Here is a 17,080-nt window from a genome sequence, read left to right as displayed (position 1 = left end):
GATCCTCGAACCCTCTAGGCCTCCTGGTGCTGCTTCACGGCCAGGACGTCGAGAATGTTCTCCTCCCGCCATTTCTTCAGCAGGCGGTGGAACGACACGGGGCCGGGACCGTAGGAGAAGCTCACCGGCGGCGGGTTGCCCTCACCGTTGTAATATCCCGGGGTGCATTCGGCCTGGAACTTCCGGTTGTTGGGTGAGAGTTCCTGGATGGTCCGGCACCACTGATCCTCGGCTTCGGCCGTGGGCTCGATGAAGTCGGCACCAACGTCTCGGGCTTTCGCTATGACGGCCGCGATGTGATTGGCCTGTTCCAGCAGGATGTGCACAAAATTCACCGAATTCGCGTTCTGCAGCGGGCCCAGGTGGAACAGGTTGGGGAAGCCGTGGGTGTAGAAGCCGTGCAGCGTCCGCGGACCCCGGCCCCACGCTTCGAGCAGCGTCCGACCGCCGCGGCCCGTGACCGGCATGGCACCGGACGTCACTCCCGAAACGCCCACGTCGAACCCGGTGGCGAAAATGACACAGTCCACCTCGTACTCGGTGTCGCCCACCACAATGGACGTTTCGGTCATCCGGGTGATTCCCCCGAAGTCGGCCGTGTCCACCAATGTGACGTTGGGGCGGTTAAAGGCCTCCAGATAGAAGTCGCTGAACGTTGGCCGCTTGCACATGTAGCGGTACCACGGCTTGAGCAGTTCGGCGGTGGCCGGATCCTCAACGACCTCCTCCACGCGGGCCCTAATGGAGTTCATCTTGCGGAAGTCCACGAGCTCGTCAATCCGCTCCCGCTCCTCCGCGGAAAGGGAGGTGTCAACGGCGCCGCTGATCATTTTGCGCTGCAGCTGGGCCGTGGAGGTCCAGCCGTCGCGGATGAGGTCCTCCTCCACCGGCTCACCGGAGACCTGGGCAAGAAAATTCTCCATGCGTTCCTGCTGCCAGCCCGGCTGCAGGGACGCGGCCCAGTCCGGGTCGGTGGGCCGGTTGTCCCGCACGTCCACGGACGAGGGAGTGCGCTGAAAGACCAGGAGCTGCTCCGCGTCCCGCGCCACCATGGGGATGACCTGGATGCCGGTCGCACCGGTGCCCACTACCGCAACCCTTTGTCGCCCAGCTTGGAGAGGTTGCCGAACTGGTCACCGCCGGTGTAGCCGTAGTCCCAGCGGCTGGTATGGAACGTGTGGCCCTTGAACGTCTCAATGCCCGGGATGCCGGGAAGCTTGGGCTGCGTCAGGGTTCCCGAGGACGTGATCACCTGGCGGGCACGCATGCGGTCACCGCGGTCCGTCTCGACGACCCATTCGAAGGCGTCCTCGTCCCACACCAGGCTGGTGACCCGGGTGTGGAAGACGGCGTCACGGTAAAGGTCGAAAGTCCGGGCAATGGCCACCGCGTGCTGCCGGATTTCCTCGCCCGGGGCGTAGCGTTCGCCCGGCATGGTACCGACTTCCTCCAGCAGCGGCAGGTAGACATAGGACTCGATGTCACACCGGATGCCGGGGTACCGGTTCCAATACCAGGTTCCGCCGAAATCACCGGCCTCATCCATCATCCGGATATCCTCGATGCCGGCCTGCCGCAGCCGGGCCCCGGTCACCAGGCCGCCAAAGCCGCCGCCAATGACCAGGACCTCCACGGAGTCGGTCAGCGGTTCCCGTTCCGTCCGTTCCGTGTAGGGGTCGGTGGCGTAGTAGCCGAAGGTTCCTGTCGTCGGCAGGTACTGCCCGGCGCCGTCAGGCCGGATGCGCCGGTCCCGTTCCGCTTTGTACTTCGCCCGCAGCGACGCTGCGTCGAGCTCTTCTTCGCGCTTACCGGCATTGAGGCTGAGACCGCCGGAGGCCGCACTGTGATTGCTCATCAATCGTCCTAACTGTGTGTGTAAGCATCCCGGCGGGTCCCCCGATTCGCCCTCACCGGAATGCCTGTGGATCTTGGCCATCCAGAGAAAATGGTTAGTTTCAGCCTAACCATTTGGGCTGAATGTTTCCTGACCGGTGTGTTTCCCGACCGGCGCCCGGCCGCTACGGTGAAGGAATGACTGACGGAAGGGATGTGCAGCGCGAACGCGCCCGTGTCCTCAAGAAACTGAAAGCGCTGTCCGACTCCTATCAGGCATCTACGCTGCCGCTGCTCCTCGATTCGCTCCTGACAACGGACCTGACCATTCAGCAGCTGAAGGTACTGGCGGTCCTGGCCACCACCGAGGACGGGGCAACGGGGCGGGGACTGGCCGACTCCTTCGGAGTGTCGCTGGCCTCCATGTCCGGCCTCATTGACCGGCTCGTCGCGCAGGGTGCTGCGGCCCGGAACCGGGACGGGAAGGACGGCCGGGTCCGCAGGGTCCACGCCACCCCTCTGGGCCGTACGCTGGTCCGCCGCCTTGTCGCCGACCCGCCGGAACTTAGTTCGGCGCTGCTTGCCCGGCTGCCGCTGGAGGACCTGCAGGCGCTGGAGCGGGGGCTGACGGCGGTCTATGCCGAGCTCGGGCAGCGGCCATGAAACCCCGAATGCGGTAATAGCAGAAGAAAATGAGAAGATAAGAGAGTCCAAAGGTTTTGGGCGACTCCGCCCGCCCGGGCTCACCGCTTTGCATCCAACGGGGATCAGAGCGGCGGCCCTGCGGCCCAGGGTGCGCGTATCTGCGCGCGGGCACGGGGGAGCCGGCCCCGAAACGGACCACTGACCTCCTGGTGCCGCGGCTACGCGCCACAGCACCCCCGTAGTAAACCCGTACCCGACGAAAGAATCTTCATCCGTGAATAGAACAGCTGCCGCACTAAAAGCCCCCGGGAACTCGCCAAAGGAACCATGCGCATTGTTGCGCTGGGCGGCATTGGCGAAATCGGCAGGAATATGACCGTTTTTGAATTCGACGGCAAGCTGCTGATCGTTGACTGCGGCGTCCTTTTCCCCGAGGAAATCCACCCCGGCGTCAACCTCATCCTGCCTGACTTCTCCTACATCCGTGACCGCCTCGATGACGTTGTCGGCGTTGTGCTGACCCACGGCCACGAAGACCACATTGGCGGCATTCCCTACCTGCTGCGCGAACGCGCTGACATTCCCCTGATTGGTTCCAAGCTGACGCTGGCGTTCGTGGAAGCCAAGCTCAAGGAACACCGCATCACTCCGAAGCTCGTCCAGGTCAAGGAGGGCGACCGCCGGACCATGGGCGGTTTCGACCTCGAATTCGTGGCCGTCAACCACTCCATCCCGGACAGCCTGGCCGTGGCCATCCGCACCGAGGCCGGCATGGTGCTGCACACCGGCGACTTCAAGATGGACCAGTTCCCGCTGGACCGCCGCATCACCGACCTGGCCGGCTTTGCCCGGCTGGGCGCCGAAGGCGTGGACCTGTTCCTCACCGACTCCACCAACGCCGACGTCCCCGGCTTCATGGCCTCGGAAAAGGAGCTCGCTCCCGCCATCGATACGGTGTTCCGGACCGCGCCGCGCCGGATCATCGTTTCCAGCTTCGCCAGCCACATCCACCGCATCCAGCAGGTCATCGACGCTGCCGACCGCTACAAGCGCAAGGTTGCGTTCGTGGGCCGGTCCATGGTCCGGAATATGACCATCGCCGAGGAACTGGGCTACCTGAACATCCCCAAGGGCCTCCTGGTGGACTTCAAGCAGCTGCAGCGCTCCGACGACCACAAGGTTGTCCTGATCTGCACCGGCTCGCAGGGTGAGCCGCTGGCCGCCCTGTCCCGCATGGCCAACAAGGACCACGCGATCCGCATCCACGAGGGCGACACTGTCCTGCTGGCCAGCTCCCTGATCCCGGGCAACGAGAACGCCATCTACGGCGTCATCAACTCCCTGACCAAGCTGGGCGCCAACGTGGTGCACAAGGGCAACGCGAAGGTCCACGTCTCGGGCCACGCCAGTGCCGGCGAACTCGCCTACTGCTACAACATCGTCAAGCCGCGCAACGTCATGCCGGTCCACGGCGAGTGGCGCCACCTCAAGGCCAATGCGGCCGTCGCCGTCGCCACCGGCATGGACCCGCGCGACGTCGTTATTGCCGAAGACGGCGTAACCGTTGATCTGCGCCGCGGCCGCGCCTCCATTTCGGGCAAGGTTCCCGTGGGCCTGGTGTTCGTGGACGGCGACAGCGTTGGGCACACCACCGAGGACGACCTCAAGGAGCGCATGCAGCTCTCGGAGCAGGGTTCGGTCACGGTCCTGGCGCTCATCGACCCCGACACCAACACGGTGGCCGAACCGCCGGAGTTCTTCATCAAGGGCTTCGCCTGCACGCCCGGTGACGTCAAGAAGGCCGAAGCCGCTGTGGAGAAGGCCATCAACGATGCGGCCGGCCGTGGCCGCGGCGGACGCAGCGAGGACCCGGAAGCCATCATCGAGCGCGCCACCGCCAACTGGATGCGCCGCTTCTACAACCGCACCCCGGCGATCACCGCGATTGTTGTGGATGCCTAAAGCAGCAGCCGTTCCGGAACAGTAGTTCCGTGCAGCGGGGAGGGGCCGGCGTCGGAAGTACGACGCCGGTCCCTCCTTTTGTCTGCCCACTCCGGTCACCCCGGATTCCCGTTGGTAAGGCTGCTGATGACACACTGGTTCCGGGGAAGGTACCGGCGACGGAAGGGCAAAGCGTAATGGCGACACCTGATTGGGTGCAGCACGCAGTGTGGTGGCAGGTCTATCCGCTGGGATTCACCGGCGCGGAAAAGGCGCAGCCCGCATCCGGCGGTTCAGCACCGCGGCACCGGCTGCGGCACCTGACCGGATGGCTGGACTACCTGCTGGAAATGGGGGCGTCCGGCCTGGCCCTGGGGCCGGTGTTTGCCTCCGAAACGCACGGTTATGACACCACCGACTACTTCAAGGTCGATCCGCGGCTGGGCGCTGACGCCGATTTCGACGAGCTGATCCGTGAGGCCCGCTCCCGCGGGATCGGGGTGCTCCTGGACGGCGTCTTCAACCACACGGGCAGGACGTTCGCTCCCTTTGCCGAGGCATTGGAGCAAGGGCCGGGTGCCGGCACGGCACAGTGGTTCCACCTCGACTGGCCCCGGGACTGGAAACCGGGTACTGAACCCGCGTACCGGGATTTTGAGGGCCATCACCAGCTCGTCGCCCTGAACCACGAAGAACCGGCCGTGGCGGGTTTCGTGGCCGGCGTGATGAAGCACTGGCTGCGCCGCGGCGTGGACGGCTGGCGGCTGGACGCCGCCTACGCGGTGCCCCCGGCGTTCTGGGCCCGGGTGCTGGACGACGTGCGTGCTGAATTCCCCGACGCCTATTTCGTGGGCGAATACATCCATGGCGATTACCCGGCCGAAGTACGCGGCGGGACGCTGGATTCCGTTACCCAGTATGAGCTGTGGAAAGCCATCTGGAGTTCGCTGTCGGAGGGGAATTTCTACGAGCTCGAATGGGCGCTGCAGCGGCACAACACGTTCCTGGACACGTTCGTGCCGCTCACCTTTGTGGGCAACCACGACGTGACCCGCATTGCCAGCCGGCTGGACCCGGCCCCGGGGCAAACCGCGTCCCGGCTGCCCCACGCATTGGTGCTGTTGTTCACGCTGCCGGGCACCCCGTCCGTCTACTACGGGGACGAGCAGGGGTACCGGGGAATCAAGGAGGACCGGGCCGGAGGCGACGATGACATCCGGCCGTCCTTCCCCGCGTCTCCGGACGAGCTTTCTGCGGTTGGCCAGCCGCTGTACCGGCTGCATCGGGAACTTATCGGGCTGCGCCGCCGCCATGCCTGGGTACACTCGGCCCGGACCCGGGTGCATTCGCTGAGCAATGAACAGCTCCTCTACGAAGTGTTCGACGCCGGCAACTCGCTGTTCGTGGCCCTGAACCTTGCGGATCAGGCGGCATCCGTCCCCGTGCCGAACGCTGCCGGCGAGATACTGGCCGGCGACGGCGACGGCGGCCGGCTGGATCCGCAGTCCGGGCAGCTGACCCTTCCGGCCGGTGGCTGGGTTGTGCTGGCCGGGGCAGCAGCCGGGGATCGTAGCCGGGTTCAGGCCGGGTTCAGGCCAGACCCGCGGCCGCGGCGGGGCAGCGTGGATCACATGAGTTATTGGTTTTTGGCCTGGGGAGCGAATTCAAGGTTCACATCCCGGATCTGATAGACGTGTTCCACAGTAGCCGGCGGGTTTTTGGCGGTGCTTGAATCAGGCTTGTGTGCTCCTGCCATCTTCACGTCAGCGGTAAACATAGCCTGGGCAGATGCGGCCGGAACCTGATACCAGATCTCCTGCCCTCCTAGGAAGTCGTCCTTAAGATCGCCAAGTTCTCCGGTGATGTTCTTCCCGTCAACCTGCAACGTCGGTGCTTCGATTGCTTTCGTAAGGCTGTAGACGCCTCTCCTGTAATTCTCTTCCTTCCACTCCGGTCCCCGGGTGCTGGTACTGAGGCTCACTTTGAGCCAGGACATACCGGCTGCGGGCCACTTGCGCTCCTGGTCGTAGGCGAGCCGTTCCGCTTTCACTCCGAAGGTGAGGCTCCCGGAGAAGGCGTTATCTGCCTTCGCCGCGTTCATCGTCAATTCACCGCTGCGGGTCGCGGATTCCTTAGGCTCGGACTCCAAGTTGCTGTACAGGCCCACCGCCGCAGTCTCATCCATACGGGTCAGGTCCGCCAGGGACAGGTCCTGGTCCAATCCGTCGTAGGTCAGCCGGAGGAGTGCCGTTTCCGCATCGCCTTCCACCGGCACAACAACTGATTCTCCTTCCGCTGTTTCGATGGGATACGTCTTGTCCCCTACGGCCACGGCCATGGCGGACACGTCTGAAGAAGGCTCGAATCCTGTCAGCTCCGAAAAGTGGATAGTCAGGAACTGCGTGTCTTCGGGGGCCTGCTGCCGATTGGCGGCACCGCCCACGCGGTCGGATATTTCCGTCCCGGTGACGCTCACGGTTCCAGCCGGACTCTTCAGGATTCCGGGCTTGCCGGGGGTCACGGCCGTTGCCTCCGGCACCCCGGGCGCCTGCGCCACGGGCAGCCAGAATGGCGTGTCCTTCTCCGCTGCCGGAGCATCGGGCTCGTTCAGGGCCAGATCGGCAGGGGGTTCTTTATCATCCGGCCTGTACAGCTCAGTGTTCGCCTGCAACTGCTGACCGGGGGTAAAGCTGCCCGGAGGCTTAAGGGAGTATGTGTCCCTGCCGTCAGCAACTGGTTCCCACTGCGCCCCGTCCCACGTTGTTTCATCATCTCCGAGGTAATGGATGGGGCCGCAGACCGCAGCTCCGGCAACTGTGTTTTCACTAATTTGGAGATAGCAGCGCGAGTCGTCGGAGACTGTCGCTTTCACGCCGTTGGCAACGGCTTGCTTCCACGCGGCGTCGATATCCTCCAGTGACTGCCCAACGCTGGAGAGTTCCTGCCCGTTATAGACCAGCGGAGGGCCACCGCAGCCGGTCACGCCGATTACCGAGACAAAACCCGCTATGGCAGCGGCCGTGAGTTTCTTTTGCATGTCTGGTCCCCCTGTTGAAAATGATGCCCGGTTGCGATGGTGCATTCACGCTGGAACCCTGCCATGACAATCCTCCTTAGACGAGAGTGGAATTTCCTTCTGTGCATAAGCGGGAAACTCCGGCTGCCGTGGCCGCGCATCGTTCCCAGGTATTTGACCGGTTTCCGTTATGGTCTGCCCCGCGGTCGTGAGGAAACCGTGAGGATTCAAAAAACCGGCTTCAACAAGGGCTCTAATCGATGAGGCGCATACCGCACCCATGCCGTCTGTCCGGCGGCATGCGAACGATCCGATCCCTGGGGGTCCCCTTGCTTGACCTTGTTGTTGTGCTGGGTACGGCGGCGTTTTTCGCCGCCCTGTTCCTGAGCATCCGGGCGGTGGAGAAGCTGTGATCTTCTTTGACGTCCTGTCCCTGGCCCTGGCGGGCGCCGCAGCAGTTTATTTGCTGTCGGCATTGATCCGGCCGGAGCGTTTCTGATGGCGGTCTGGCCGGCTGTTGCCTCCTTCCTCGTTGTGGCGCTGCTGCTCGCGGCGCTGCACCGCCCGCTGGGTGATTACATGGCCCGGTTCTATACCTCATCCCGAAATCTCGCCCTGGAGCGCGGCTTCTACCGTCTGGTGGGAGTCGACCCCGGTTCGCGCCAGTCCTGGCAGTCCTACCTGCGCAGTGTCCTCGCCTTTTCGGCCTTGGGTATGCTGTTTCTGTACGCGCTGCAGCGGACCCAGCACTTGCTGCCGGATCCCTGGGGCTGCCGCCGGTGCCCGAGGGCCTGGCGTTCAACACCGCGGCGTCCTTCGTGTCCAACACCAACTGGCAGTCCTACTCACCGGAAGTAACGGTGGGCTATGCCGTCCAATTGACCGGACTCGCCGTGCAGAACTTCCTCTCGGCCGCGGTCGGCCTGGCCGTTGCCGTGGCCCTGGTTCGTGCCTTCGCATCCCGCAGGAAGAAACGATCGGCAATTTCTGGACCGATATGACCCGCTCGGTACTGCGCCTGCTGCTTCCGGGCGCAGCCCTGGGCGCCATGGTGCTGCTGATCGGCGGCGTGATCCAGAACTTCAACGGCTTTACCGGTGTGGCGACTCTCAGCGGCGGAACCCAGAGCATTCCGGGCGGGCCGGTGGCCTCGCAGGAAGCCATCAAGCTGCTGGGCACGAACGGCGGCGGGTTCTTCAATGCCAACTCATCCCATCCCTTCGAGAATCCCTCAGCCTGGACCAGCCTGGTCCAGATTGTGCTGATGCTGGCCATTCCCTTCAGCCTGCCCCGGACTTTCGGCACCATGATGGGCGACCGGAAACAGGGGTACGCAATTCTGGCGGCCATGGCGGGGATCTTCACCGTCTCGGCAGCTGCCATGACGGCACTGGAATTCTCCGCAGCGTCGGGGGAAGCCGGTTCCATGGAAGGCAAGGAACAGCGCTTCGGCATTGCCGGTTCCACCCTGTTTGGCACCACCAGCACCGCCACCTCCACCGGTGCGGTCAACGCCATGCATGACAGCTTCAGCCCGCTTGGCGGCATGATGGCCATGCTCAACATGATGCTCGGGGAAGTGGCACCCGGGGGCGTTGGGTCCGGGCTCTACGGAATGCTGATCCTGGCCCTCGTAACCTCCTTCATCGCCGGCCTGCTGGTTGGCCGGACGCCGGAGTACCTGGGCAAGAAAATCGGACCGCGTGAAATCAAACTGGCCAGTCTTTACCTGCTGACCATGCCCACGGTTGTCCTCGCCGGCACGGCCCTGAGCTTCGCGGTTCCGGGAATCCGCGAGGATGTGCAGGAAACGTCCATTCTCAATCCCGGGCTCCACGGCTTCAGCGAAGTGCTCTACGCCTTCACCTCCGCTGCCAATAACAACGGTTCCGCCTTTGCCGGACTGACCGCCAACACGCCGTGGCTCAACACCGCCCTGGGCCTGGCCATGCTGCTGGGCCGGTTCCTGCCGATGCTGTTTGTGCTGGCGCTGGCCGGGTCGCTGGCTGCGCAGGACCGGGTACCGGTCTCCGCCGGAACCCTGCCCACGCACCGCCCGCAAGCCGTCGTGATGTTGTTCGGGGTCACCGTCATCGTGACCGCTCTGACCTTCTTTCCCGTTCTCGCGCTGGGTCCCCTGGCGGAAGGGTTGCTCTAACCATGTCCACACTGACAAGCAAAACCAATAAGACCCCGCGGGAGCCGGAATCCAGCGGCTCCGGGGAAGCCGCTGACAGCCACGGTCCTTCGGCCGGGAAACCGGCACCGGGCCGCGGCGGCTTCTCCGCCGCCCAGCTGGCCGCTGCGTTCCCCGGTGCCCTGCGCAAGCTGGACCCGCGGATCATGTGGCACACCCCGGTCATGTTCATTGTGGAGGTGGGCGCCGCGCTGATTACCGTCATTGCAGTGGCGGAGTCCGTCACCGGAAGTGCCTGCACCTCCGGCGGCAGCGCGGTTCCGGGCAGCTTCACCTGGCTGATCGCGGCGTGGCTCTGGCTGACCGTCATTTTCGCCAACCTGGCCGAAGCAGTGGCCGAAGGCCGCGGCAAGGCCCAGGCCGCGTCGCTGCGCGCCACGCGCACCACCACCCCGCGCAGCGGGTGAACGGCTACGACCCCGCCGGGGACCCCTCGGCGTCCCGCGCCACAGTGGAAGAGGTCGCCTCCGCGGATTTGGTGCTCGACGACGTCGTGGTGGTTACCGCCGGCGGGATCATCCCCGGCGACGGCGACATCATTGATGGCATTGCCTCCGTTGACGAGTCCGCCATCACCGGCGAATCCGCCCCCGTGGTCCGCGAATCCGGCGGCGACCGGTCCGCGGTGACCGGCGGAACCCGGGTCCTGTCGGACCGCATCGTCGTGCGGATCACCAGTAAGCCCGGAGAAACGTTCGTCGACCGGATGATCCGGCTGGTGGAAGGGGCAGCCCGGCAGAAGACACCGAACGAGATCGCCCTGGACATCCTGCTGGCCACCCTGTCCCTGATTTTCCTGGTGGTCGTGGTGACGCTGAATCCGTTGGCCGGATACGCCGGTGCCGCGGTCAGCATTCCGGTGCTGGTGGCCCTGCTGGTCTGTCTCATCCCCACAACCATCGGTGCGCTGCTGTCCGCCATCGGCATAGCCGGCATGGACCGGCTGGTCCAGCACAACGTGCTGGCCATGTCCGGCCGTGCCGTGGAAGCCGCCGGGGACGTCACCACCCTGCTGCTCGATAAGACGGGCACCATCACCTACGGGAACCGGCAGGCCGCCAACTTCATCCCCGTCGCCGGGGCGGACCGGGACGAACTGATCCGTGCCGCCGTCCTGTCCTCCGCCGAGGACCCTACCCCGGAGGGCAAATCGATTGTGGACCTTGCTGCCGGCATGGGCATCACACCGGTCAAGGACGCCGACGCCGTGAGCGTTCCGTTTACCGCCCAGACCCGGATGAGCGGGCTGGACTATGCCACCGGTGCAAGCGGGGCCAACGGTCCGGACGGAACCGCCGGAACACAGATCCGGAAGGGAGCCGGTTCGGCCGTCATGGACTGGGTGTCGGAATCCGGCGGGATCGACGTCGACGTTTTGGCCGACCTGACCTATCAGGTGGATAAGATCTCCGCCGAGGGCGGCACGCCGCTGGTGGTGGCCATTCGGGAGGCCGACGGCGGCGCAACCGGTCACAGCGCCCGGATCCTCGGCGTCGTGCATCTGAAGGACGTGGTCAAGGACGGGCTGCGGGAACGCTTCGCCGAGCTGCGCACCATGGGTATCCGCACCGTCATGATCACGGGCGACAATCCGCGCACCGCCAAGGCGATTGCCGCGGAAGCCGGGGTGGACGACTTCCTGGCCGAAGCCACCCCGGAGGACAAGATGGCGCTGATCCGCAGGGAACAGGCCAGCGGACAGCTGGTGGCCATGACCGGGGACGGCACCAATGATGCCCCGGCTCTGGCCCAGGCCGATGTGGGCGTGGCCATGAACACCGGAACGTCGGCCGCGAAGGAAGCCGGCAACATGGTGGACCTGGACTCGGACCCCACCAAGCTGATCGACATTGTCCGGATCGGCAAACAGCTGCTGATCACCCGCGGGGCACTGACCACGTTCTCGATCGCCAATGACGTGGCCAAGTACTTCGCGATCATCCCGGCCATGTTCATGGGCGTGTTTCCGGGACTGGCCGTCCTGAACGTCATGAACCTGCACTCGCCGGCATCGGCAATCCTCTCCGCCGTGATTTTCAACGCCCTGGTGATCGTTGCCCTGATTCCACTGTCGCTGCGCGGCGTGAAGTACCGTGCCGCCAACGCCTCCGGGGTGCTGACCCGCAACCTGCTGGTCTTCGGCGTCGGCGGGGTGGTGGTCCCGTTCATCGGCATCAAGCTCATCGACCTGGCCGTGGCCCTGATTCCGGGGTTCTGATGGGGCAGGCACGGGCACACATTTTTACAGGCAATCCAACAACTCGTATCAGGGAGCATCATGAGTACTGCACGAACCTCCGTCCGGCAGCTGGGGGTAGCCCTTCGGGCTGTCGCCGTCCTGACCCTGGCGCTGGGCCTGGTGTATCCGCTGGTGATCACCGGCGTCGGCCAGGCAGTTGCGGGCAACCAGGCCAACGGGTCCCCGGTCACTGTGGATGGCACCACCGTGGGCTCGGAGTTGATCGGCCAGCCCTTTACGGATGCCGGCGGGGCGGCTATGCCACAGTGGTTCCAGTCCAGGCCGTCCGCAGCGGGAGAGGGCTACGACGGCGGGGCCTCCGGCGGCTCCAACCTGGGTCCCACCAACCCGGAGCTGGCCGCGCTGATCGGGGAGCGCCGCACCGCCGTCGCTGAATTGGAGGGAGTGAACCCGGATGAGGTGCCCGCGGAAGCGGTGACGGCCTCGGCGTCGGGCCTGGATCCCCACATCAGCCCGGAATACGCACTGCTTCAGGTGGACCGGGTGGCTGCGGAACGCGGCCTGGACGCCGCGGACGTGCGCGCACTGGTTGACGCCGCAGTGGAGGACAGGACGGCAGGAGTGCTGGGGGAGCCCAGGGTGAACGTGTTGAAGCTGAACATCAGGCTGGCGGAGTTGGACACTTAGGAGATGACACGAGGACAACTCCGGGTATTCCTGGGCGCTGCGCCCGGAGTGGGCAAGACCTACACCATGCTCGAAGAGGGCAGGCGGCTCGCCGGTGAGGGCAGGGACGTGGTGGCAGCGGTGGTGGAAACCCACGGCCGCGCTGCCACGGCAGCCATGGCCGAGGGCCTTGAAACGGTTCCTGCCGTTACCGTGAACCACCGCGGGCTGCTGCTTCCGGAACTGGACCTCGCCGGAGTGCTGGTCCGGCGGCCGGACTACGCCCTGGTGGACGAGCTCGCCCACACCAATGCCCCCGGCCAGGCACACGCCAAACGCTGGCAGGACGTTCATGCCCTGCTCGACGCCGGGATCAACGTCCTGTCCACCGTGAACATCCAGCACATCGAGTCGCTGAACGACGTCATCGAGCAGATCACCGGCACCGTGCAGCGCGAAACGGTGCCGGACTCCGTGCTGCGGGCAGCTGACCAGGTGGAGCTGGTCGATATTGCTCCCCAGCTGCTGCGCGGACGTCTGTCCTCCGGCATCATTTACCCGTCAGGCCGGGTGGATGCGGCCCTGTCCAATTACTTCCGGCTCGGCAACCTCACGGCACTGCGTGAACTGGCGCTGCTGTGGCTCGCTGATGAGGTGGACAGTGCCCTGAAGCGCTACCGGGCGGAGAACGGGATCCGGAACAAGTGGGAGGCAAGGGAACGGGTGGTGGTGGCGCTCACCGGCGGCCCCGAAGGCCAAACCCTCCTGCGCCGGGGAGCCCGGATTGCTGCCCGGTCCGCCGGCGGGGAACTGCTGGCCGTGCACGTGACCAGTTCCGACGGGCTGCGCGACCCCCATCCCGGTGAACTCGCCGCCCAGCGCGCGCTGGTGGAAAAACTGGGCGGAACGTTCCACCAAGTGGTGGGCGGCGAGGTTCCGCACGCCCTGGTGGAGTTTGCCCGCGGCGTGAACGCCACGCAGCTGGTCATCGGTGTGAGCCGGCGCCCGCGGATCTGGGCACTGCTCACCGGTCCCGGCATCGGGGCGACCGTGGTCCGCGAATCCGGCGACATCGATGTGCACATCGTCAACCACCCGGCCGCGGGCGGGCGGCCGGTCCTGCCGAGGCTTGGCGGCGCGCTGACGGTTCGACGGCGGTTATCCGGCCTCGCGCTGGCGGTTGCCGGAGGACCGCTGCTGACCTGGCTGCTGGTGGCACTGAGCACTCCGGCGTCAATCACGGGCGATGTCCTCAGCTACCAGCTGCTGGTCATCCTGGTGGCCCTGACCGGCGGCATCTGGCCGGCCCTGTTTGCGGCGCTGCTCTCGGGCATCACCCTGGACTACTTTTTCATCCAGCCCCTCTACACGGTCACTGTCGCCACTCCGGAGCACGTGCTCGCCCTGGTGCTGTACATCGTCAACGCGGTTCTGGTCAGCTTTGTGGTGGACCGTGCTGCCCGGCGTTCACGCGCGGCGCGCCGGGCGGCAGCTGAATCGGAGCTGCTGGCCTCGGTGGCCGGAAGCGTCCTGCGCGGCGAAGACGCCCTGGGCGCACTGGTGAACCGCACCCGGGAAGCCTTCAACCTCAGGTGTGTCCGGCTGCTGGCCGGCGACGCAGTGCTGGCGGCCGCCGGTCCTGGTCAGGGTACCGGCGTTCCCACTCGGCTGCCGGTCGGGGACCGGGCTGTGCTGGAACTGTCCGGGCGGGATCTGCAGGCCTCGGACCGCAGGCTCCTGGCCGTCATTACCGCCCAGCTGGAGGTGGCCCTGGACCTTGGCGACCTCGCCCAGACGGCCGAGGGACTGGGGTCCCTGGCTGCCGCCGACAAGGTCCGCACCGCCCTGCTCGCCGCCGTCGGGCACGATCTCCGGCGGCCCCTCACCGCGGCCACCGCCGCCGTGACCGGCCTGAGGGCACCGGATGTGCAGTGGAGCGACCGGGACCGCGCCGAGCTGCTGGCCACTGCGGAGGAGTCCCTGGCGGCACTCTCGGACCTCGTCACGAGCCTGCTGGATGTCAGCAGGCTGCAGGCGGGCGTCCTCGGAGTGAGTCTGGCACCGCTGGACGCGGCGGATGCCGTGCTGCCCGCTCTCGAAGAACTGAACCTTGGTCCGGCGGAAGTTGAGCTCGAGCTTCCTGCAGATCTGCCGCCGGTGCTGGCCGATGCCGTGCTGCTCCAGCGCGTCCTGGTGAACCTGCTGGCCAACGCCCTGCGGTTTGCTCCGCCGGGGAGCAAAGTGGTGCTGGCGGCGAGCGCGTTTGCCGGACGTGTGGAAGTGCGGGTCATAGACTGTGGACCGGGAATTCCGGTCGAACGCCTCGAAGAAGTTTTTGTGCCGTTTCAGCGGCTGGGGGACACGGACAACCTGACCGGCCTCGGTTTGGGCCTGGCGCTGGCAAAAGGATTCATGGAAGGAATGATGGGAACACTGGAGACCGAGGACACCCCCGGCGGCGGGCTGACCATGGTGCTGTCGCTGCCTGCCGCCGACATTCCGGCCGTTTCGGGAATGCCGGCCGGGGATCCGGCAGGACAGCCGGCGGGACAGCCGGTGGGCGAGTCCGGGGAGGATCGGTCTCCGGGGATGATCCGGAGGAGAGCCGGTGGGCGAGTCCGGGGGAGGATCGGTCTCCCGGGATGATCCGGCGGGACAGCCAGCCAGGGAGCCGGGGAACCGATGAAAGTCCTCGTCGCCGACGACGACATCCAGATCCTCCGGGCCCTCCGGATCACCCTGTCCGCCTACGGCTACGACGTGGTCACGGCTGCCGACGGCGCAGCTGCAGTCCGCCGGGCCGTGGAGGACCATCCCGACCTGATTGTCCTGGATTTGGGCATGCCCAAGCTCAGCGGCATGGAAGTTATCGAGGCCGTCCGTGGCTGGAGCCGTGCTCCGATCCTCGTCATTTCCGGCCGGACGGACTCGGCGGATAAGGTCCGTGCCCTGGATCTGGGGGCCGACGACTATGTCACCAAGCCCTTTTCCACCGAGGAGCTGATGGCCCGCATCCGTGCCCTGACCCGCCGCACGCCCGTGGTCCCGGAGCAGTCCGAAGTGGTGTTCGGAGATGTTCGGGTGGATTTGGCGGCAAAAGCTGTGGTCCGGATGTCGGACCGTTCCACCATCCGCCTCACCCCGACCGAGTGGCGGTTGCTGGAAGCGCTGGTCCGGCATCCGGGCCGGCTCGTCAGCCAGCCCTCCCTGCTCCACGAAGTCTGGGGCCCCGGGACCACCGACACCGGCTACCTGCGCCTCTATATGGGGCAGCTGCGCCGCAAGCTGGAAGCCGATCCGGCGGCTCCGGTGCATTTCATGACCGAACACGGGATGGGCTACCGGTTCATGCCCGCAGGCTAGGGCTGTTTTCCGGCCGCGGGCAGCGGGCCCGTCGGATCACCGCCGCTGAACATCGCGTAGTACTCCTCCACAAGGCGCTGCGTGGCCGCCCCGATGGAGCGGTACTCGTGGTCCGTCAGGTTCGCCAGGGACACCCGTACGGAGGGAGCCCCCGCGTCGAATCCGCTGCCCGGCAGCAGCACCACACCGGTTTCCGCCGCCAGCCGGAGCAGGAAGTGCAGGCCGAGGTCAGGGCGGGAGGCCAGCCAGTCCCGGAACGCGGTGCCGTGCAGCCTTTCGCCCAGTTTCTCCAGATCGATCAGGCTGTAGTAGCCGACGTCGTCGGGCCCGAGCTCCGCAGCTACCCCCATGCTGCGGTACAGGGTGCCGTACCGTCCCCGGATCAGGTCTTTGGCTGCGTCCTGGTACCGGTGCAGGCGGTCCGTCAGTCCGTGCAGGGCGAAGAGGACCATTTGGAGCTGCTGCGGTCCGGAGAGTCCGGCCGTGTGGTTCAGCGCCACCGTGCGGCTGTCGGCGACAAGCCGGTCGATGAAGGCCAGGTGCCCGGCGTCGGCCGTGAGGGAGGAGTAGCGGGAGTCCAACCGCCGTTTCACCGCTGCGGGAAGGTCCCGCAGGAGTGCGTCAACTACATTGTTCCGGTGCAGGGCGACGGTCCCCAGCCGCCAGCCGGTGGCCCCGAAGTACTTTGAGAAGGAATAGACGCAGAGGGTGTTGCGCGGACATGCCGCGAAAACCGAGACAAAGTTGTCCGCGAACGTGCCGTAGACGTCGTCGGTAATGATGATCAGGTCCCGGCGTTCCTCGGTGACCAGCCGGGCGAGTGCATCCAGGACTTCCCGTGGCTGTTGGGAGGACGGCGGGTTACTCGGATTGACGAGGCAGAACACTTTTACCGCCGGGTCGCGGAGCTTTTCCAGCTCGGAGTCCGGAAGCCGCCAGTCCGCGGTTTCGTCCATCCGCAGCAGGACCGGCTCCAGTCCGTAGTCCGGCAGCACGGGGATCTCCAGATAGGGCGAGAAGACCGGAACGGCAATAGCGATGCGGTCTCCGGGTACCAGCAGCCCGTTGGCGGCCAGGCTGGAGAAAAGATATGTCATGGCCGCGGTGCCGCCCTCGGTGGGAAAAACATCGAAGGTCCCTGCCGCGGGCCGGGGCCCGAACAGCTCCTGCGCCAAGTATGCGCGCAGCACTTCTTCCGCATGCGGCAGCACCGGGGAGG

13 protein-coding genes and 1 pseudogene are annotated in these 17,080 nt (G+C 65.9%); 10 read left to right on the top strand and 4 right to left on the bottom strand.

Going from position 1 to position 17,080, the window contains the following annotated elements; translation table 11 throughout:
* Positions 1–14: 14 nt before the first annotated feature.
* Positions 15–1,088: a flavin-containing monooxygenase gene (locus tag OL239_RS10445; protein WP_268908884.1), complete on the bottom strand. Its 1,074-nt coding sequence runs from the start codon at positions 1,086–1,088 to the stop codon at positions 15–17.
* Positions 1,088–1,855 (bottom strand): flavin-containing monooxygenase, encoded by a 768-nt coding sequence (locus tag OL239_RS10440; RefSeq protein WP_268908883.1) that lies wholly within the window; start codon positions 1,853–1,855, stop codon positions 1,088–1,090. Before OL239_RS10440 ends, OL239_RS10445 begins: the two co-directional genes overlap by 1 nt.
* A gap of 176 nt (positions 1,856–2,031) precedes the next feature.
* Here OL239_RS10440 and OL239_RS10435 point away from each other — a divergent pair, with 176 nt between their 5' ends.
* The 3 genes from OL239_RS10435 to OL239_RS10425 all read left to right on the top strand — a co-directional run bounded on the left by OL239_RS10435 (position 2,032) and on the right by OL239_RS10425 (position 6,107).
* Complete coding sequence (locus OL239_RS10435; protein ID WP_268908882.1) at positions 2,032–2,496, top strand: MarR family winged helix-turn-helix transcriptional regulator; 465 nt, start codon at positions 2,032–2,034, stop codon at positions 2,494–2,496.
* Between the two features lie 309 nt (positions 2,497–2,805).
* On the top strand, positions 2,806–4,440 hold the full coding sequence (locus OL239_RS10430; protein ID WP_268908881.1) for a ribonuclease J: 1,635 nt from the start codon (positions 2,806–2,808) through the stop codon (positions 4,438–4,440).
* A gap of 176 nt (positions 4,441–4,616) precedes the next feature.
* Positions 4,617–6,107, top strand: coding sequence for an alpha-amylase family glycosyl hydrolase (locus OL239_RS10425; protein ID WP_268908880.1), 1,491 nt, complete (start codon positions 4,617–4,619; stop codon positions 6,105–6,107).
* On the opposite strand, the gene OL239_RS10420 is transcribed toward OL239_RS10425, so the two are convergent.
* Positions 6,056–7,456: a hypothetical protein gene (locus tag OL239_RS10420; RefSeq protein ID WP_268908879.1), complete on the bottom strand. Its 1,401-nt coding sequence runs from the start codon at positions 7,454–7,456 to the stop codon at positions 6,056–6,058. The genes OL239_RS10425 and OL239_RS10420 overlap by 52 nt on opposite strands.
* Before the next feature lie 388 nt (positions 7,457–7,844).
* Between OL239_RS10420 and OL239_RS10415 the strand changes: the two genes are divergently transcribed.
* The 7 genes and pseudogenes from OL239_RS10415 (at position 7,845) to OL239_RS10390 (ending at position 15,861) form a co-directional block, all read left to right on the top strand.
* Positions 7,845–7,934, top strand: a complete 90-nt coding sequence (locus tag OL239_RS10415; protein ID WP_268908878.1) for a potassium-transporting ATPase subunit F — start codon at positions 7,845–7,847, stop codon at positions 7,932–7,934.
* Positions 7,934–9,593: pseudogene (gene kdpA / locus OL239_RS10410) on the top strand (potassium-transporting ATPase subunit KdpA). Before OL239_RS10415 ends, kdpA begins: the two are co-directional and overlap by 1 nt.
* Positions 9,594–9,595: 2 nt before the next feature.
* On the top strand, positions 9,596–10,039 hold the full coding sequence (locus OL239_RS20150) for a hypothetical protein (RefSeq protein WP_442864132.1): 444 nt from the start codon (positions 9,596–9,598) through the stop codon (positions 10,037–10,039).
* Positions 10,036–11,850: a potassium-transporting ATPase subunit KdpB gene (gene kdpB, locus OL239_RS10405; protein WP_442864131.1), complete on the top strand. Its 1,815-nt coding sequence runs from the start codon at positions 10,036–10,038 to the stop codon at positions 11,848–11,850. Before OL239_RS20150 ends, kdpB begins: the two co-directional genes overlap by 4 nt.
* Positions 11,851–11,910: 60 nt before the next feature.
* A complete protein-coding gene (kdpC, locus tag OL239_RS10400; RefSeq protein WP_268908877.1) occupies positions 11,911–12,519 on the top strand; it encodes a potassium-transporting ATPase subunit KdpC in 609 nt (202 codons plus the stop codon).
* 3 nt (positions 12,520–12,522) lie between these two features.
* Positions 12,523–15,144, top strand: coding sequence for a DUF4118 domain-containing protein (locus tag OL239_RS10395; RefSeq protein WP_268908876.1), 2,622 nt, complete (start codon positions 12,523–12,525; stop codon positions 15,142–15,144).
* 36 nt (positions 15,145–15,180) lie between these two features.
* Entirely contained in the window at positions 15,181–15,861 is a 681-nt protein-coding gene (locus OL239_RS10390; RefSeq protein ID WP_268908875.1) for a response regulator transcription factor, read from the top strand.
* Here OL239_RS10390 and OL239_RS10385 read toward each other — a convergent pair.
* Entirely contained in the window at positions 15,858–17,072 is a 1,215-nt protein-coding gene (locus OL239_RS10385) for a bifunctional aspartate transaminase/aspartate 4-decarboxylase (protein WP_268908874.1), read from the bottom strand. The genes OL239_RS10390 and OL239_RS10385 overlap by 4 nt on opposite strands.
* Positions 17,073–17,080 lie beyond the last annotated feature (8 nt).

The sequence above is a fragment of the Arthrobacter sp. ATA002 genome (genome assembly GCF_026898095.1).
Lineage (GTDB): Bacteria > Actinomycetota > Actinomycetes > Actinomycetales > Micrococcaceae > Arthrobacter_B.
This window is presented reverse-complemented; position numbering and strand designations above follow the sequence as displayed.

What these genes read in the sequence shown, in the direction of transcription:
- OL239_RS10440 (WP_268908883.1), bottom strand. Translation starts at nt 1,855, where the DNA reads ATGAGCAATCACAGTGCGGCCTCCGGCGGTCTCAGCCTCAATGCCGGT.
- OL239_RS10435 (WP_268908882.1), top strand. Translation starts at nt 2,032, where the DNA reads ATGACTGACGGAAGGGATGTGCAGCGCGAACGCGCCCGTGTCCTCAAG.
- OL239_RS10430 (WP_268908881.1), top strand. Translation starts at nt 2,806, where the DNA reads ATGCGCATTGTTGCGCTGGGCGGCATTGGCGAAATCGGCAGGAATATG.
- OL239_RS10425 (WP_268908880.1), top strand. Translation starts at nt 4,617, where the DNA reads ATGGCGACACCTGATTGGGTGCAGCACGCAGTGTGGTGGCAGGTCTAT.
- OL239_RS10420 (WP_268908879.1), bottom strand. Translation starts at nt 7,456, where the DNA reads ATGCAAAAGAAACTCACGGCCGCTGCCATAGCGGGTTTTGTCTCGGTA.
- OL239_RS20150 (WP_442864132.1), top strand. Translation starts at nt 9,596, where the DNA reads ATGTCCACACTGACAAGCAAAACCAATAAGACCCCGCGGGAGCCGGAA.
- kdpC (WP_268908877.1), top strand. Translation starts at nt 11,911, where the DNA reads ATGAGTACTGCACGAACCTCCGTCCGGCAGCTGGGGGTAGCCCTTCGG.
- OL239_RS10395 (WP_268908876.1), top strand. Translation starts at nt 12,523, where the DNA reads ATGACACGAGGACAACTCCGGGTATTCCTGGGCGCTGCGCCCGGAGTG.
- OL239_RS10390 (WP_268908875.1), top strand. Translation starts at nt 15,181, where the DNA reads ATGAAAGTCCTCGTCGCCGACGACGACATCCAGATCCTCCGGGCCCTC.